This is a genomic window from Citrobacter sp. wls710 (assembly GCF_005281115.1).
GTDB lineage: Bacteria > Pseudomonadota > Gammaproteobacteria > Enterobacterales > Enterobacteriaceae > Citrobacter > Citrobacter werkmanii.
In genome coordinates this window covers 356,753-374,460 of sequence record NZ_SZXD01000026.1, presented here as the reverse complement: position 1 = coordinate 374,460, position 17,708 = coordinate 356,753, and the positions used below count along the sequence as shown (strand labels likewise).

Sequence of the window (17,708 nt, the reverse complement as noted above, 5' to 3'; positions counted from 1 at the left end):
GAAATTTTGGCCACTCCCGAGTGGCCTTTTTCTTTTGTATCAAGCGTGCTTTTCCAGCCACACGCTAAACGGCTCGGTATCAGCCGCTTCGATCTCCTGCTGACGACGCTTTGAAGCTTCGGTTTCAGCAATAAACTCTTCTTCCTGCACGATCTGCAACGGCTCTTCGCGCAGCAGATTGCGGTAAGCCTCACCCAACGCTTTCCCCGTACCGCCAATGCCTTCATCAATCATAGACCGTAGGATCCGGGCAGAGAAAGTCAGTTCAGGATTGTCAAAACAGGCAACCAGTTCATCACAGACCTTCTGATACTCCTCTCCCCCATCGATGCTGTCCAGCGTTTGTGCCACGCGTTTCAGATCGCGGAACAGATCTTTACCTACCTTCGGCAGCGGGAACTGCGCTGCCTCACAGCCAATGCCTAAGGTCAGGCCAGGCTTACGCCCTTCCAGAATAACGCGATTCCAGTTAGTACGCGTACATAACAGCTCATCGCTACTCATTTCCGGCGCATCGGCCAATGCGCACCAGACCATAAACAGATCGAGGAAGCGCACCTGTTGCTCGTCTACGCCGATTGGTGAGAACGGGTTAATATCCAGTGAACGTACTTCGATGTACTCAATACCGCCACGCAGAAGCGCGTCAGAAGGTGTTTCACCACGACGAGTAACGCGTTTTGGACGAATAGGCGCATACAGTTCATTTTCAATCTGCAAAACGTTGCTGTTAATTTGCAGACGCTTACCGTCCTTCTCCAGACCGATCGCCGCGTACTCCTCGGAAGGGGTTTTGATCGCGCGCTTTAATCCTGCCACATACTCATGCAAATCGTTAAACGTAATTCCGAGATTACTTTGCGACTTATTGGTATAGCCCAAATCGCTCAAACGCAGCGACGTCGCGTACGGCAGGTAATACATCCCACAGTCGGTTTTTTCAAACGGCAGGGTGGTCGGTTTTCCTTGCAGGAAGGAAGAACAAATAGCCGGAGAGGCGCCAAACAGATACGGGATCACCCAACCAAAACGGTAATAGTTGCGGATCAGGCGGAAGTAACCCGCAGAGATCTTCTCTTTAGCATCTTCGCCGTCCGTTACGCCGCATTTCGCCTGCCAGAAAGCCATCGGCAGCGAGAAGTTGTAGTGTACGCCGGAGATGGTCTGCATCAACGCGCCGTAACGGTTTTTGAGGCCTTCACGATAAAGCGTTTTCAAACGACCGGTATTCGACGTACCGTACTGAGCCAACTCAATATCCTGACCTTCGGCAATATAGCAAGGCATGCTCAACGGCCACATACGCTCGTCACCCAGGTTTCTGGCGGTATAACGATGCAGGTCGCGCATGAACGTCAGCATTTTATGAATATCGTCGCCAGGTGGAGTAATAAACTCCAGCAGCGCTTCGGCAAAGTCCGTGGTTATCCACTTATGTGTTAGCGCTGAGCCTAACACCTCAGGATGGCCTGTCGTTGCCAATGACCCATCAGCATTGACGCGCAGCGTTTCACGCTCCAGCCCACGTTGAATCCCCTTTAACGCCTGAGGATGGTTTTCCAGCCAGGCCAGCGCCTGTGATACGTTCGGGATCAAATTGACCTCCCGCCTGTCAAAATCGTTTTAATTAGCATAATGGTATTGGTTACCCTGAAGGCTATCTCACAACACAATTAGTGCCACCACATAATGCCTTGCGTCGTAACCGCTGCGACAACAACATAGCGCAACGCCTTGCCAAGGCATAAGAAAAAGAGAACTGGGCCCCACGAGATGCGCATCCATCCAGCTAACAGGCACAGTAAATCACCCACAACCGGCATCCAGCTTAATAATAGTGTGACAGCGCCATAGCGCCGCAGCCAACCAGTGGCTTTCTCTTGCCAGCGCGATGTTTTACGCAATGGAAAGAAACGCCCAAGGATAACGTTAGTTAACCCTCCAAGGCTATTACCCATTGTTGCTGTTAAGACTAAGACCCAGGGATGACTGGCCCCAGAAACCAGCAAGGCAACCAGAACAACTTCAGAATTGCCGGGTAATAGCGTGGCGCTGAGAAAACTGCTGGCAAACAGTGACAGGAGCGATAGTCCATCACTCACAATAACCGAACATCCACGGCGTCCATCCCCGCTGCGTTCGCCGCCTGCAGTCCAAAATCGGCATCTTCAAACACGACGCAGCGCGCCGGAACAACCCCCATTCGCTCAGCACAGAGCAAGAACGTATCAGGAGCAGGCTTATGGCGTTGTACGTGATCGGCAGCAACCACAGCATCAAAATAGCGACGCAGACCAAGGTGAGCGAGCAGAGCCTCTGCAATTGCGCTTTCACTCCCCGTCCCTACCGACATAGGACGGCGACCATGCCAGTCTTTCACCACTTCAACCAACGGTAAAGGCTGGACGCTATCCAGCAGCATGCTTTTTACCTTGTCCGTTTTTTCTCGTGCCAAAACATGAGGGTCAAGATCGGCATGATTCAATTCAATAACCGACTGGGCAATACGCCACGTTGGGGAACCATTGAGGGCGACCATGGCTTGTTCATCAAACCTTAGCCCATAATGGCCCAATACCTCATGCCACGCCTTACGGTGCGTAGGTTCGGTATCCAGGATGGTGCCATCCATATCAAAAATCAAACCCGCATAACGTTCGTACATCGTCTTCTCACAAGCCGAATGACCAGACGTTATTTTATCGTAATTGATTGATTTTGTCGCTGACAGCGAATTGAGGGATGTTCAGAGAGTATGTGGAAATAATTCAAGTGGGAGATGGTGCTGGCGATTATCTCGCAGACCATGAAACAACAGTTTCGCTGTTATTCAGGAGAAGATGGTGCATCCGGGAGGATTACTCACTAGTGTTCGCCCTACGGGCCGTTGCTGAAGCAACGTTATCCTCCCTGGTGCTGGCGATTATCTCGCAGACCGTGAAATAACAGTTTCGCTATTATTTAGGAGAAGATGGTGCATCCGGGAGGATTCGAACCTCCGACCGCTCGGTTCGTAGCCGAGTACTCTATCCAGCTGAGCTACGGATGCATCGGGAAACTTGCTTTACTGCCGATATTGATACCGCAATAAACGATATCAAGTAAGAGATGGTGCATCCGGGAGGATTCGAACCTCCGACCGCTCGGTTCGTAGCCGAGTACTCTATCCAGCTGAGCTACGGATGCATCGGGAAACTTGCTTTACTGCCGATATTGATACCGCAATAAGCGATATCAAGTAAGGATGGTGCATCCGGGAGGATTCGAACCTCCGACCGCTCGGTTCGTAGCCGAGTACTCTATCCAGCTGAGCTACGGATGCATCGGGAAACTTGCTTTACTGCCGATATTGATACCGCAATAAGCGATATCAAGTAAGGATGGTGCATCCGGGAGGATTCGAACCTCCGACCGCTCGGTTCGTAGCCGAGTACTCTATCCAGCTGAGCTACGGATGCATCGGGAAACTTACTTTACTGCAGATTTGATACCACTGCTAAAGCGATATCGATTTTCTGTAACAACGCTAATGCACTATTGCAGATAAGATGGTGCATCCGGGAGGATTCGAACCTCCGACCGCTCGGTTCGTAGCCGAGTACTCTATCCAGCTGAGCTACGGATGCAAATGGCGGTGAGGCGGGGATTCGAACCCCGGATGCAGCTTTTGACCGCATACTCCCTTAGCAGGGGAGCGCCTTCAGCCTCTCGGCCACCTCACCAACACGCCTCTTGCGAGTGCTTCGAAGAACTTGTTTCTGCTCATCGTCGCTGCGTGGCGCACATATTACTTTCTGGGACTTATAAGTCAAACAATTTTTCCAGAGCTTTTATCGTTTGCACATTTCACGCGCAATTAGTCTGCAAAAACGGCAAAAAGAGTGTTTTATCAACAGATAAATTGGCAGTTTCCTGCCGGCAATGAAGAAACAGAAAAATCGCCGGGAATGACAATATGCGTATGGGAAACGAGAAAACGAGGGAATGAAGCAGAAAAGCGAAGAAAGAAGACAACTCAATCAGGTTGCGCCTCACCAGAAAGGTGAGACGCGAAAACCTTAGTAACTGGACTGCTGGGATTTTTCAGCCTGGATACGCTGGTAGATCTCTTCACGATGGACAGAAACTTCTTTCGGGGCGTTTACGCCAATGCGTACCTGGTTGCCCTTCACCCCTAAAACTGTCACGGTGACCTCATCGCCTATCATGAGGGTCTCACCAACTCGACGAGTCAGAATCAGCATTCTTTGCTCCTTGAAAGATTAAAAGAGTCGGGTCTCTCTGTATCCCGGCATTATCCATCATATAACGCCAAAAAGTAAGCGATGACAAACACCTAAGTGTAAGCAGTCACGGCATCACATTCTGTTAAACCTAAGTTTAGCCGATATACACAACTTCAACCTGACTTTATCGTTGTCGATAGCGTTGATGCAAACGCTGCGGATTGAAGCCCGCAGCGTCGACTTACGCTTATAGTTATTACAGTTTTGCGCTGACCCAGCCTTTCACACTGGCTAACGCTGCAGGCAGAGCCGCTGCATCCGTACCACCGGCTTGCGCCATGTCCGGACGACCGCCACCCTTACCGCCTACCTGCTGAGCGACCATACCAACCAGCTCCCCTGCTTTCACACGGTCTGTCACATCCTTAGACACACCAGCAATCAGAGAAACCTTACCTTCAACTACCGTTGCCAGAACGATAACGGTAGACCCCAGTTGATTTTTCAGATCATCAACCATGGTACGCAACATTTTCGGCTCAACGTCCGCGAGTTCACTGACCAGCAGCTTCACGCCGTTGATATCAACCGCTTTGCTGGAAAGATTTGCACTCTCCTGCGCCGCAGCCTGTTCCTTCAATTGCTGCAATTCTTTTTCGAGTTGACGCGTACGTTCCAGTACAGAACGCACTTTATCACCGATATTCTGGCTATCGCCTTTCAGCAGCTGCGCGATATCGCTTAAGCGGTCGCTCTCAGCATGCACGGTTTGGATAGCGCCTTCACCGGTTACGGCTTCGATACGACGAACGCCCGCCGCCGTGCCTGACTCAGACACAATGCGGAACAGACCGATATCCCCCGTACGGCTGGCGTGAGTACCGCCACACAGTTCGGTGGAGAAATCGCCCATACTCAGAACGCGCACGTGGTCATCATATTTCTCGCCAAACAGCGCCATTGCGCCTTTGGCTTTCGCCGCTTCCAGATCCATGATGTTCGTTTCAATCGGCAGGTTGCGACGAATTTGCGCATTCACCAGATCTTCAACGGCACGGATTTCCGCAGGCTTCATGGCTTCGGTATGAGAGAAGTCGAAACGCAGCACTTTATCGTTAACCAGCGAGCCTTTCTGTGCCACATGGGTGCCCAATACCTGGCGCAGCGCCGCGTGCATCAGGTGCGTTGCGGAGTGATTCAAACGGATACGCGCACGACGAGCTTCATCCACATCAGCCTGCACTGCATCGCCAATTTTCAGAGAACCCGCAGACAGTTTGCCGATATGACCAATCGCCTGGCCATATTTTTGCGTGTCGCTCACGGCAAACGCAAAGCCCGCACCTTTCAGTTCGCCCTTGTCGCCAACCTGACCACCAGATTCCGCATAGAACGGCGTCTGATCCAGTACAACAACAGCGTCCTGACCGGCGTTAATGGCGTCTACCGCTTTACCATCGACAAACAGCGCAGTCACTTTGCCGTTCAGCTCAAGATGCTCATACCCTTTAAATTCTGAAGCGCCATCAACACGAATCATCGCATTGTAGTCTGCGCCAAAGCCGCTGGCTTCACGCGCACGACGGCGCTGTTCTTCCATTGCGGCTTCAAAGCCCGCTTCGTCAACCTTGATGTTGCGCTCGCGGCAAACGTCTGCCGTCAGGTCAACCGGGAAGCCGTAGGTGTCATACAGACGGAAGGCGGTTTCGCCATCCAGCGTATCACCGGTCAGTTTTGCCAGTTCTTCATCCAGCAGAGCCAGACCACGCTCCAGAGTACGTGCAAACTGCTCTTCTTCGGTTTTCAGAACCTGTTCAACCATAGCCTGCTGACGCTGCAGTTCTTCACCTGCTGAGCCCATGACTTCCACCAGCGGACCAACCAGCTTGTAGAAGAAGGTATCCTTCGCGCCCAGCATATTGCCATGACGAACCGCGCGACGAATGATACGGCGCAGCACATAGCCACGGTTTTCATTCGACGGGACAACGCCATCGGCAATCAGGAATGCACAAGAACGGATATGGTCGGCGATAACGCGCAGCGACTTGTTGCTCAGATCGGTCGCACCAGTAACTTTCGCGACGGATTCAATCAGTGAGCGGAACAGGTCAATTTCATAGTTGGAGTTAACGTGTTGCAGCACGGCCGCAATACGCTCCAGACCCATACCGGTATCCACGGACGGTTTCGGCAGCGGTTCCATGGTGCCGTCAGCCTGACGGTTGAACTGCATGAAGACGATGTTCCAGATCTCAATGTAGCGATCGCCATCTTCTTCTGCGCTTCCCGGAGGGCCGCCCCAAATGTGGTCGCCGTGATCATAGAAAATTTCGGTACACGGACCGCAAGGACCGGTGTCCCCCATCTGCCAGAAGTTATCGGATGCATAGGCCGCGCCTTTGTTATCACCAATGCGGATGATACGCTCGCGCGGAATACCAACTTCTTTTTCCCAGATTTCATAGGCTTCATCGTCAGTTTCATAGACGGTGACCCACAGACGCTCTTTTGGCAGGGCAAACCAGTTTTCACCGGTCAGCAGTTCCCATGCGAATTGAATGGCGTCGTGTTTGAAATAATCGCCGAAGCTGAAGTTGCCCAGCATTTCGAAGAAGGTGTGGTGACGTGCAGTGTAACCGACGTTTTCCAGGTCGTTGTGCTTACCGCCCGCACGTACGCAACGCTGCGAAGTAGTTGCGCGGGAATAATTACGCTTGTCGAGGCCAAGGAAAACATCCTTGAACTGGTTCATCCCGGCGTTGGTAAACAACAAAGTAGGGTCATTGTTCGGTACCAGGGAGCTGCTGGCAACTACCTGATGTCCTTTACTATGGAAAAAATCGAGAAACGCCTGACGGATCTCAGCGGTGCTCTTGCTCATAATTATCCTGAAGAAATCAAGCTAACGAAATGTCATTACCAGCATCGGCAGCAAACTGCGCCTCTGGCAATCGAAAAGTGGGAATAAGATAAGTTTTCTTTACTGGGAAGTAAAATCCCGTATGCGTTCAATCGTCAAAATTTCGCCATATTGCCTGAATATCTTCCATCAGATAGCCACGATAGAGCAAAAAACGCTGGACCTTTACCTTATCTGAAAAATCCACTGGTAAAGGTTCACCGTATTTCCGGATTGCCTGCTCGCGCGCAAGTACAGCCCAGTCAATTTCACACTCGCGCATGGCGCGCTCGATAGCCTCACGCGAGATCCCTTTCTGACTGAGTTCCTGCCGCACTCGCGCAGGCCCATAGCCTTTACGGCTACGGCTGGCGATAAACTGCTGAACGAAGCGGTCATCATCCAGATAACGACTTTCAATGCACCAGGCAATGACCTTGTCGTAATCTTCCGCAGAAGCATCAATGTCTTCCGGTCCATGTTTACCCATCACCGGCGCGGCCAGCTTACGCCGCAGTTCCTGCTCGCTGTGATCGCGCATTGCCAGAATACGCACGGCGCGGTCAAGCAGTCGGGAATAAGCGGATCGGCGGGAAGTTACATCTGTCATAGTAAACCTTCAGAAATACAAAAGGGCTGCATGATATGCAGCCCTTTACTATTATGCGATGTAAAACAGATTATCAGAAATCTTCGTTCGTTTCTGCTACGTCTGCACCACCGTCATCAACGGAGAAATCTGGCGTTGAATCCTGGTTATTGAGCAGTAACTCGCGCAATTTCTTCTCAATTTCTTTTGCGGTTGCCGGGTTTTCTTTCAGCCAGTTGGTCGCATTCGCTTTACCCTGACCGATTTTCTCACCGTTATAGCTGTACCATGCACCGGCTTTCTCAATCAGCTTCTCTTTCACGCCCAGATCAACCAGTTCGCCATAGAAGTTGATACCTTCACCGTACAGAATCTGGAATTCAGCCTGTTTAAACGGCGCGGCGATTTTGTTTTTCACGACCTTAACGCGGGTTTCGCTACCGACCACGTTGTCGCCCTCTTTCACTGCGCCGATACGGCGAATGTCCAGGCGAACGGAGGCATAGAATTTCAGCGCGTTACCACCGGTGGTGGTTTCCGGGTTACCGAACATCACGCCAATCTTCATACGGATCTGGTTGATGAAAATCAGCAGCGTGTTGGACTGCTTCAGGTTACCGGCCAGCTTACGCATCGCCTGGCTCATCATACGCGCCGCAAGACCCATGTGAGAGTCGCCAATCTCGCCTTCGATTTCCGCTTTCGGCGTCAGCGCCGCTACGGAGTCGACAACGATAACGTCAACCGCGCCGGAACGCGCCAGCGCATCACAGATTTCCAGCGCTTGTTCACCGGTATCCGGCTGGGAACACAGCAGGTTGTCGATATCAACGCCAAGCTTACGGGCATAGACGGGATCCAACGCGTGTTCCGCATCAATGAACGCACAGGTTTTACCTTCGCGCTGAGCGGCGGCAATAACCTGCAGAGTCAGCGTCGTTTTACCGGAAGATTCAGGCCCGTAGATTTCGACGATACGGCCCATTGGCAAACCGCCCGCGCCCAGTGCGATATCCAGAGAAAGCGAACCGGTGGAGATGGTTTCTACATCCATGGAACGGTCTTCACCGAGGCGCATGATGGAGCCTTTACCGAATTGCTTTTCGATCTGACCCAGCGCTGCCGCCAACGCTTTCTGTTTGTTTTCGTCGATAGCCATTAATTACTCCTGTCATGCCGCTTTCGGTTTAAACCGCAAAACGTGAAAGATAATGTTCTGTTGAGGCAATTATACTGTATGCTCATACAGTATCAAGTATTTTGTAGAAATTGTTGCCACAGGGTTTGCAACGCATAGGCAGTTGCCTGCCGACGCACCGCGTCGCGGTCACCGCTGAAGCATTCCCGACGGGTAATCCCCTCGCCGCTTGCGCTGGCGAAGGCAAACCACACCGTACCCACGGGCTTGTCTTCACTTCCGCCATCCGGCCCCGCAATACCGCTGATCGATACAGCAAAGTCCGCGCGTGCCGCCTTTAGCGCGCCAATCGCCATTTCCACGACCACCGGCTCACTCACCGCGCCATGCTGGGCCAGCGTCTCTTCGCGCACGCCAATCATCTGCGCTTTGGCCTCGTTGCTGTAAGTCACGAACCCGCGTTCAAACCAGGCGGAGCTGCCAGCAATATCCGTAATGGCTTTGGCCACCCAACCGCCGGTGCAGGATTCCGCTGTCGTAACGGTCGCCCCGCGCACTTTCAGCGCCAGGCCAACCTGCTCACTTAACTGCATCAGTTCACTGTCGGTCATTTCAGCCTCTGTCAGTTAAAAAAATATGCCGGACAAGATAGCACTTTCACAACCAATGTGGGGATGAGGAGAACGTTTTACGAGGGGGATTCCAAAAATTGATCCGTTGCAAAATAAGACCTGCCGGATGGCGATGTCAGAGCATCTTATCCGGCCTACAAGCAATATCTTACTGTAGGCCGGGGAGCGATTACTGTACGCGCGCCAGCGCTACCGCCTGACCCAGTTGCCACACGGCCATCGCGTAGTGGGTACTGTGGTTATAGCGGGTGATAGTGTAGAAGTTCGGCAGTCCGTACCAGTACTGATAACCGGTGCCAATGTCCAGGCGCAGCAGGCTGGCCTGCTGATGATTCCCCAACGACTGCTGCGGCGTCAGTCCCGCGGCGGCAAGCTGTGAAATGCTGTACTGGGTTTTAAAGCCGTTCGCCAGCCCAGGCGCCTGACCATTCGCCGGCACCGCGACCGTATCGCCTTTTACCCAGCCATGGCCTTTAAAATAGTTCGCCACGCTACCGATGGCATCTACCGGATCCCACAAGTTAATGTGTCCATCGCCATTGAAATCGACCGCATATTCTTTATAGGAAGACGGCATAAACTGGCCGTAGCCCATCGCACCGGCGAAGGAACCTTTCAAATCGAGCGGATCATCACTTTCATCTCGCGCCATCAACAGGAAAGTTTCCAGTTCGCCAGAGAAGTATTCCGCACGACGAGGATAATTAAAGGACAGCGTCGCCAGCGCATCCAGAATTCGCGTTTTGCCCATCACGCGGCCCCAGCGCGTCTCCACGCCAATAATGCCGACGATAATTTCCGGAGGAACGCCGTAGACCTGCCACGCGCGGTTCAGGGCATCTTCATATTGATTCCAGAAGGCTACGCCGTTTTGTACGTTGTCCGGGGTGATGAATTGTTTGCGATAACGCAACCATGCGCCGTTAGGTCCGGCTGGCGGTTGCGTCGTCGGCGCCTGACGGTCCATTAAACGTAATACCGAATCCAGGCGCTTGGCCTGCGACAGGATCTCCTGCAACTGCTGACGGTCAAAGCCATGCTTGTTCACCATCTTCTCGATGAACTGTTGCGCGTTCGGGTTATTGGCAAAATCGCCGCCCGTTAGCATGACATTATGCTGTGGCTCAAGCAGGAAACCGCCGGATGGCGTACCCGTAGTCGTTTGAGTCTCTGAAGGTTTAGGTTTGCTGCTACAGGCAGCAAGCAATACGAAAAGGGGAAGTAACGCTACATAACGACGCTTGAACATGAGACATCCATTAAACAAATTCAGCCTGGGAGAAGTATGGTAAAGCATCCTCCGCCATACAAGGAAGCAGTAGTCGCTCTGCTTCACAGAATTTCCCCCCTCTTGCACTTCCGACCGTCATATTTGCGAGCGCTTACGCAATAACTTTCACATTAAAATATTTATCTTTCATTTTGAGATCAAAATAACACTTTTAAATCTTTCGATCTGATTAAAATTAATTTCCGTTTGGCAAGATAACTAAAAACCCCTACAGGAGAGAATAATGATCGACACCATCACACTCGGTGCTGAGTGGTTTATCGGGCTGTTCCAGAAAGGCGGAGAGGTGTTTACCGGCATGGTGACCGGTATTCTTCCCCTACTGATTAGCCTGCTGGTCATCATGAATGCGCTGATTAACTTTATCGGCCAGCAGCGTATTGAACGTTTTGCCCAGCGCTGCGCCGGAAATCCACTGTCCCGCTATCTGCTGCTGCCGTGCATCGGCACATTTGTGTTTTGTAATCCGATGACGTTGAGCCTGGGCCGCTTTATGCCAGAAAAGTACAAGCCCAGCTATTACGCAGCGGCCTCTTATAGCTGCCATTCCATGAATGGCTTATTCCCGCACATCAACCCCGGCGAGCTGTTTGTCTATCTGGGTATCGCCAGCGGCCTGACGACGCTGGGCCTTCCGCTTGGCCCGCTGGCGGTGAGCTATTTGCTGGTCGGACTGGTGACCAACTTCTTCCGCGGCTGGGTGACCGATTTCACCACCGCCATTTTTGAGAAAAAAATGGGCATTCAACTTGAGCAGAAAGTTCATCTGGCGGGAGCAACATCATGACGCGTATTCGTATTGAAAAAGGCACCGGCGGCTGGGGCGGCCCGCTTGAACTGGATGCCGTACCAGGCAAAAAGATTGTCTATATCACTGCCGGGACTCGCCCTGCGATTGTCGACAAGCTGGCGAACCTGACCGGTTGGCAGGCCGTTGATGGTTTCAAAGAGGGCGAACCGCCGGAGAATGAAATTGCTGTGGCGATCATCGATTGCGGCGGCACGCTACGCTGTGGGATCTATCCCAAACGTCGCATACCCACGATAAATATTCACGCCACGGGGAAATCCGGTCCGCTGGCCCAGTACATTGTTGAAGATATCTATGTCTCTGGCGTGAAAGAAGAAAACATTACCGTTGTCGGGGAAGCATCCGCTGCGCCGCAGCCTGCAAGCAGCACTATCGGTCGCGATTACGACACCAGTAAAAAGATTACTGAACAAAGCGATGGTCTGTTGGCAAAAGTTGGGATGGGCATGGGATCGGCCGTTGCTGTCCTGTTCCAGGCCGGTCGCGACACTATTGATACCGTTCTGAAAACCATTCTGCCGTTTATGGCGTTCGTCTCAGCGCTGATCGGCATCATCATGGCTTCTGGTCTGGGAGACTGGATAGCCCATGGACTCGCACCGCTCGCCAGCCACCCGCTGGGACTGGTGACGCTGGCGCTGATTTGCTCTTTCCCGCTGTTGTCGCCTTTCCTCGGCCCTGGTGCGGTCATCGCCCAGGTTATCGGGGTGCTGATCGGCGTACAGATTGGCCTGGGGAACATCCCCCCCCATCTGGCGCTACCGGCCTTGTTTGCCATTAATGCGCAAGCGGCATGCGACTTTATTCCCGTGGGGTTATCGCTGGCCGAAGCGCGTCAGGACACGGTCCGCGTCGGTGTGCCATCCGTCCTGGTAAGCCGCTTCCTGACCGGCGCGCCTACCGTTCTCATCGCCTGGTTTGTATCCGGCTTTATTTACCAATAAGAGGCACTCAAAAATGACCGTGATTTATCAAACCACCATCACCCGTATCGGACAGAGCGCCCCGGACGCACTTTGCGACCAGATGTTGATTACCTTTCGTGAAGGTGCTCCAGCGGATATCGAAGAGTTTTGCTTCATCCATTGCCACGGGGAGCTGAATGGCGCTTTGCAAGCTGGACTCCAGTTTGAACTAGGCCAGCATCACTACCCGGTCACCGCCGTTGGCAGCGTAGCGGAACAGAACTTACGTGAACTGGGGCATATCACTCTACGTTTTGACGGACTCAGCGAAGCGGAATTCCCAGGCACCGTACATGTGGCGGGCCCTGTACCGGACGATATCGCGCCGGGCTGTATTTTGAAGTTTGTTGCTTAAGATTGAAGGAGAAAAAGATGAATCAGGTTGCCGTTGTCATTGGTGGAGGCCAGACCCTGGGGGCATTCCTTTGCCGTGGGCTTGCGACAGAAGGATACCGCGTCGCGGTGGTGGATATTCAAAGTGATAAAGCCGCCAACGTCGCGCAGGAGATTAACGCCGAGTTTGGCGAAGGCACAGCGTACGGTTTTGGCGCTGATGCCACCAGCGAACAGAGCGTGCTGGCACTGTCACGCGGAGTGGATGAAATATTCGGTCGCGTCGACCTGCTGGTTTACAGCGCGGGTATCGCTAAAGCCGCGTTTATCAGCGATTTTCAGCTTGGGGATTTCGACCGCTCGCTGCAGGTGAATTTGGTCGGTTACTTCCTCTGCGCCCGTGAATTCTCACGCCTGATGATCCGCGATGGCGTTCAGGGACGCATTATCCAGATCAACTCCAAATCAGGGAAAGTAGGCAGTAAACACAATTCGGGCTACAGCGCGGCAAAATTCGGCGGCGTGGGTTTAACCCAATCGCTGGCGCTGGATCTGGCGGAATACGGTATTACCGTCCATTCGCTGATGCTCGGCAACCTGTTGAAATCACCTATGTTTCAGTCATTATTGCCGCAATATGCAACCAAATTGGGCCTTAAGCCGGATGAAGTCGAGCAGTATTACATTGATAAGGTTCCGCTCAAACGCGGCTGCGATTATCAGGACGTGCTGAACATGCTGCTGTTTTATGCCAGTTCGAAAGCCTCTTACTGCACCGGACAATCGATTAACGTCACCGGCGGTCAGGTGATGTTCTAAGAGGTATGATTGCCCGGTGGAGCTGTGCTTACCGGGCCTACGAATATTATGTCGACCGGATTCGGCGCAGCCGCCATCCGGCAAAATCAAAAGGGCGCATTATGGTTTCCGCACTGATCACCGTCGCCGCTATCGCCTGGTGCCTGCAACTGGCGCTCGGCGGCTGGCAAATATCCCGCTTTAACCAGGCGTTTGACAAACTCTGCCAGCAGGGCCGGGTTGGTGTAGGTCGTTCCGGCGGACGGTTTAAACCGCGCGTGGTCGTCGCCATTGCGCTTGATGAGCAGCAGCGGGTTACCGATACGTTATTTATGAAAGGTCTGACGGTATTCGCCAGACCCGGAAAAATTGCCACGATAATGGGCAAACATCTTGATGATTTACAGCCTGATGTGATCTTTCCCCATGATCCGTTAGCGCAGAATGCACTATCATTGGCGCTTAAACTGAAACATGGGTAATTTCGTTGTGAATGCTAATAGCTTGCGAAATTATCATTTTGCAACCTATACCCTAAATAATTCGAGTTGCAGGAAGGCGGCGACGAAGCGAATCCCCAGGAGCGTACATAAGTACGTGACTGGGGTGAGCGAGTAAAGCCAACGCACATGCAGCTTGAAGTATGACGGGTAAATATAAGTCAGGGTAATCACGCCTATGAAACCTCGTCAGCGTCAGGCTGCCATACTGGAGCACCTGCAAAAGCAGGGAAAATGCTCGGTTGAAGAACTGGCCCACTACTTTGACACGACCGGCACAACCATTCGCAAAGACCTGGTCATTCTGGAAAATGCCGGAACCGTCATTCGTACCTATGGCGGCGTGGTGTTAAATAAAGACGAATCCGATCCGCCTATCGATCACAAAACGCTAATCAACACGCATAAAAAAGAGCAGATTGCCGAAGCCGCCGTCCGTTATATCCATGATGGCGATTCCATCATTCTGGATGCGGGCAGCACCGTATTGCAGATGGTGCCGATGCTTACCCGCTTTAGCAACATCACCGTCATGACCAACAGTCTGCACATTGTTAACGCCCTTTCGGAGCTGGACAACGAGCAAACCATCCTGATGCCCGGCGGGACCTTTCGCAAAAAATCTGCGTCATTTCACGGTCAGCTGGCAGAAAACGCCTTTGAGCAATTCAGCTTTGATAAACTCTTCATGGGTACCGACGGCATTGATCTCAATGCCGGCGTGACCACCTTTAATGAGGTGTTTAGCGTCAGTAAAGCGATGTGCAATGCCGCTCGCGAAGTGATTCTGATGGCCGACTCCTCAAAATTTGGGCGTAAAAGCCCTAATGTTGTGTGCAGTCTGGAAAGCGTCGACAAGCTGATTACCGATGCGGGTATCGACCCTGCATTTCGTCAGGCGCTGGAAGCAAAAGGGATTGAAGTAATCATAACCGGAGAAACCAATGAGTGATGCACTACTGAACGCGGGCCGTCAGACGTTAATGCTGGAACTACAGGAAGCCAGCCGACTGCCAGAGCGACTGGGCGATGATTTTGTCCGCGCCGCCAATACGATCATGCACTGTGAAGGCAAAGTCATTGTCTCCGGGATTGGCAAATCAGGCCATATTGGCAAAAAAATTGCTGCGACCCTCGCCAGTACCGGCACCCCAGCCTTTTTTGTGCATCCCGCTGAAGCCCTGCACGGCGACTTAGGGATGATTGAAAGCCGCGACGTGATGCTGTTTATCTCTTACTCCGGCGGCGCAAAAGAGCTGGATCTCATCATCCCGCGCCTGGAAGACAAATCCGTCGCCCTGCTGGCAATGACCGGAAAACCGACTTCGCCGCTGGGCCTGGCGGCCAAAGCCGTGCTGGATATTTCTGTTGAACGTGAAGCCTGCCCGATGCGCCTGGCGCCGACCTCCAGCACCGTGAACACGCTGATGATGGGCGACGCGCTCGCAATCGCCGTGATGCAGGCGCGCGGCTTTAACGAAGAAGATTTTGCCCGCTCGCATCCGGCTGGCGCGCTGGGCGCTCGTCTGTTAAATAAAGTGCATCATCTGATGCGCCGTGACGATGCCATTCCGCAGGTGACGCTGACCACCAGCGTCATGGACGCGATGCTGGAGCTGAGCCGCACGGGCCTTGGTCTGGTGGCTGTTTGTGACGATGCGTCGCTGGTGAAAGGCGTCTTTACCGACGGCGACCTGCGCCGCTGGCTGGTTGGCGGCGGCGCGCTCACCACGCAGGTTAGCGAAGCAATGACCCATAATGGCATTACGCTGCAGGCGCAGAGCCGCGCGATTGACGCCAAAGAGATCCTGATGAAACGCAAAATCACTGCCGCACCGGTGGTAGATGAAAACGGGAAACTCACCGGTGCTATCAACCTGCAGGATTTCTATCAGGCCGGTATTATCTAATCCTTCAGCCCCAGGCGTTTCGCCAGCCGGTGCAGGTTGGCGACGTCTGTTTCCAGCGCCCGCGCGCTTGCCGCCCAATTGTGATTATTTTGCGCCAAGGCCCGGCGGATCATCTCGCGCTGAAATGACTCCGTTGCCTCACGCAAATTGTGATGCTGCGGGATCTCTGGCACGACGTCCGGCTGCGGTACAGGGCTTTCATCCTGCAAGGCAAAATGCTGTGCCTCCAGCACCACCTCATCCCCTGCCCGGGTAGCCCTTGCCAGCACAACCGCCCGATGAATGGCATGTTCCAGCTCGCGCACGTTTCCGGGCCAGCCGTAACTCAGCAGATGATTACGCGCGCCGGGGCTTAACACCACGCGGGAAAGTCCCAGCCGCAGCCGACATTGCTCGCAAAAATAGCCCGCCAGCAGCACTACATCTTCGCCGCGCTCACGCAGTGGCGGCACGGAAAGGGGAAAAACGCTCAGGCGATGAAACAGATCTGCGCGAAAATTCCCCGCCAGCACCTCTTCGCGTAAATCACGATTGGTCGCCGCCAGTACGCGCACGTCAACGCGCAGGCTGCGATCGTCCCCCACACGCTGAATATCGCCATACTGTAATACGCGTAGCAGCTTGGCCTGCAACGCCAGCGAGAGTTCGCCAATTTCGTCGAGAAACAGCGTGCCGTTATCCGCCATTTCAAACTTACCGCTACGATTACTGATAGCCCCGGTAAAAGCCCCTTTTACGTGACCAAAAAGTTCACTTTCCGCCACGCTTTCGGGCAACGCCGCGCAGTTGAGATACACCAGCGGATTCACCGCACGCGGTGAACCTTCATGGATAGCTTTGGCTACCAGCTCCTTACCGGTCCCTGTTTCGCCGCTGATCAATACGTTGAGATCGGACCCTGCAACAATCTCAATCTCTTTTTTCAACTGCATCATATTGGGCGACAGACCAATCATCTGGGTTTCCGTCACCTGCTCGAAAGCCGTCGACGAACCCGGCAGCATATTCTGGCTTTCCAGTTGTTCAATCAGCAACGCATTACTCAGCGCCCCCGCCGCCAGAGCGGCAATTAGCCTAAGCTCTTCATCGCTGAAGACATCGAACTGATCGGGCTCCATGCCATCCAGCGTTAACGCGCCAATCAGATTTTGTCCGGCAAACAGCGGCAACCCAATGCAGGCATGGACTTTCAGGCTCTCCTGACCCGGGATTAACCCGTCATAAGGATCGGGCAGATCGCTGTCGGCAGGAAAACGTACCACGTCCCCGGCGCGGGCAATCGCCTCCAGGCGCGGATGTCCCTCCAGCGTGAAGCGGCGGCCGAGGACATCCTGCGCCAGGCCATCGATAGCCAGCGGGATAAACTGTCGCGACTCGTAGCGCAGCAGTGCCGATGCGTCGCACTCCAGCACCTGGCGCAAGGTCGTGATCAGGCGCTGAAAACGGTCCTGATGTCCGATACCACTTTGTAATTCAATGGCGATACCCGCCAGCACATCTACTGAAAAGCTCATGGCAACCTCATAGTCATTTTGACAATTTATATTGTCATATCGACAATGAAATAAACAGTCATTTTGACTATCACTTTATAGACAATAAATAATAAATCA

17 protein-coding genes and 6 tRNA genes are annotated in these 17,708 nt (G+C 53.1%); 7 read left to right on the top strand and 16 right to left on the bottom strand.

Going from position 1 to position 17,708, the window contains the following annotated elements; all coding sequences use genetic code 11:
• Window positions 1–39 precede the first annotated feature (39 nt).
• The 15 genes from gshA to mltB form a co-directional block, all read right to left on the bottom strand.
• The gene (gene gshA, locus FDX14_RS10850; protein ID WP_042313103.1) at window positions 40–1,596 is read right to left on the bottom strand and encodes a glutamate--cysteine ligase; all 1,557 of its coding nucleotides are present in this window, start codon (window positions 1,594–1,596) and stop codon (window positions 40–42) included.
• A gap of 77 nt (window positions 1,597–1,673) precedes the next feature.
• Window positions 1,674–2,102: a YqaA family protein gene (locus FDX14_RS10845; protein ID WP_042313100.1), complete on the bottom strand. Its 429-nt coding sequence runs from the start codon at window positions 2,100–2,102 to the stop codon at window positions 1,674–1,676.
• Window positions 2,099–2,665 carry a fructose-1-phosphate/6-phosphogluconate phosphatase gene (yqaB, locus tag FDX14_RS10840; RefSeq protein ID WP_137349501.1) on the bottom strand — a complete coding sequence of 189 codons (567 nt, stop codon included), beginning with the start codon at window positions 2,663–2,665 and terminating at the stop codon, window positions 2,099–2,101. The genes FDX14_RS10845 and yqaB overlap by 4 nt, the downstream gene beginning before the upstream one ends.
• A 307-nt stretch (window positions 2,666–2,972) precedes the next feature.
• A tRNA-Arg gene (locus FDX14_RS10835) sits at window positions 2,973–3,049 on the bottom strand.
• 60 nt (window positions 3,050–3,109) lie between these two features.
• Window positions 3,110–3,186: transfer RNA gene (locus tag FDX14_RS10830), tRNA-Arg, on the bottom strand.
• Window positions 3,187–3,245: 59 nt separating this feature from the next.
• A tRNA-Arg gene (locus FDX14_RS10825) sits at window positions 3,246–3,322 on the bottom strand.
• Window positions 3,323–3,381: 59 nt separating this feature from the next.
• A tRNA-Arg gene (locus FDX14_RS10820) sits at window positions 3,382–3,458 on the bottom strand.
• A 91-nt stretch (window positions 3,459–3,549) separates the two neighbouring features.
• Window positions 3,550–3,626: transfer RNA gene (locus FDX14_RS10815), tRNA-Arg, on the bottom strand.
• A gap of 3 nt (window positions 3,627–3,629) precedes the next feature.
• Window positions 3,630–3,722 (bottom strand) — tRNA-Ser (locus FDX14_RS10810).
• A gap of 336 nt (window positions 3,723–4,058) precedes the next feature.
• On the bottom strand, window positions 4,059–4,244 hold the full coding sequence (csrA, locus tag FDX14_RS10805) for a carbon storage regulator CsrA (protein ID WP_000906486.1): 186 nt from the start codon (window positions 4,242–4,244) through the stop codon (window positions 4,059–4,061).
• Window positions 4,245–4,482: 238 nt separating this feature from the next.
• A complete protein-coding gene (alaS, locus tag FDX14_RS10800; protein ID WP_042310544.1) occupies window positions 4,483–7,110 on the bottom strand; it encodes an alanine--tRNA ligase in 2,628 nt (875 codons plus the stop codon).
• A 127-nt stretch (window positions 7,111–7,237) separates the two neighbouring features.
• Window positions 7,238–7,738, bottom strand: a complete 501-nt coding sequence (recX, locus tag FDX14_RS10795) for a recombination regulator RecX (protein WP_137349500.1) — start codon at window positions 7,736–7,738, stop codon at window positions 7,238–7,240.
• 73 nt (window positions 7,739–7,811) lie between these two features.
• Complete coding sequence (gene recA, locus FDX14_RS10790; protein ID WP_042310549.1) at window positions 7,812–8,876, bottom strand: recombinase RecA; 1,065 nt, start codon at window positions 8,874–8,876, stop codon at window positions 7,812–7,814.
• A gap of 92 nt (window positions 8,877–8,968) precedes the next feature.
• A complete protein-coding gene (gene pncC / locus FDX14_RS10785; protein WP_061382322.1) occupies window positions 8,969–9,466 on the bottom strand; it encodes a nicotinamide-nucleotide amidase in 498 nt (165 codons plus the stop codon).
• Between the two features lie 190 nt (window positions 9,467–9,656).
• Complete coding sequence (mltB, locus tag FDX14_RS10780) at window positions 9,657–10,736, bottom strand: lytic murein transglycosylase B (protein ID WP_038633043.1); 1,080 nt, start codon at window positions 10,734–10,736, stop codon at window positions 9,657–9,659.
• Window positions 10,737–11,001: 265 nt separating this feature from the next.
• On the opposite strand from mltB, the gene srlA reads away from it, so the two are divergent.
• From srlA to gutQ, 7 genes are all read left to right on the top strand, one after another.
• A complete protein-coding gene (gene srlA / locus FDX14_RS10775) occupies window positions 11,002–11,565 on the top strand; it encodes a PTS glucitol/sorbitol transporter subunit IIC (RefSeq protein ID WP_003825953.1) in 564 nt (187 codons plus the stop codon).
• Entirely contained in the window at window positions 11,562–12,533 is a 972-nt protein-coding gene (srlE, locus tag FDX14_RS10770; RefSeq protein ID WP_042310556.1) for a PTS glucitol/sorbitol transporter subunit IIB, read from the top strand. The genes srlA and srlE overlap by 4 nt, the downstream gene beginning before the upstream one ends.
• A 13-nt stretch (window positions 12,534–12,546) precedes the next feature.
• The gene (gene srlB, locus FDX14_RS10765) at window positions 12,547–12,909 is read left to right on the top strand and encodes a PTS glucitol/sorbitol transporter subunit IIA (RefSeq protein WP_042310558.1); all 363 of its coding nucleotides are present in this window, start codon (window positions 12,547–12,549) and stop codon (window positions 12,907–12,909) included.
• A 17-nt stretch (window positions 12,910–12,926) separates the two neighbouring features.
• Entirely contained in the window at window positions 12,927–13,706 is a 780-nt protein-coding gene (gene srlD, locus FDX14_RS10760) for a sorbitol-6-phosphate dehydrogenase (protein ID WP_042310559.1), read from the top strand.
• Window positions 13,707–13,807: 101 nt separating this feature from the next.
• A complete protein-coding gene (gutM, locus tag FDX14_RS10755) occupies window positions 13,808–14,167 on the top strand; it encodes a transcriptional regulator GutM (protein WP_079226094.1) in 360 nt (119 codons plus the stop codon).
• A gap of 196 nt (window positions 14,168–14,363) precedes the next feature.
• Complete coding sequence (gene srlR / locus FDX14_RS10750) at window positions 14,364–15,137, top strand: glucitol operon DNA-binding transcriptional repressor SrlR (RefSeq protein WP_006687181.1); 774 nt, start codon at window positions 14,364–14,366, stop codon at window positions 15,135–15,137.
• Complete coding sequence (gutQ, locus tag FDX14_RS10745; protein WP_137349499.1) at window positions 15,130–16,095, top strand: arabinose-5-phosphate isomerase GutQ; 966 nt, start codon at window positions 15,130–15,132, stop codon at window positions 16,093–16,095. Before srlR ends, gutQ begins: the two co-directional genes overlap by 8 nt.
• On the opposite strand, the gene norR is transcribed toward gutQ, so the two are convergent.
• Window positions 16,092–17,609: a nitric oxide reductase transcriptional regulator NorR gene (gene norR / locus FDX14_RS10740; RefSeq protein WP_137349498.1), complete on the bottom strand. Its 1,518-nt coding sequence runs from the start codon at window positions 17,607–17,609 to the stop codon at window positions 16,092–16,094. The two genes, gutQ and norR, sit on opposite strands and share 4 nt — an antisense overlap.
• Window positions 17,610–17,708 lie beyond the last annotated feature (99 nt).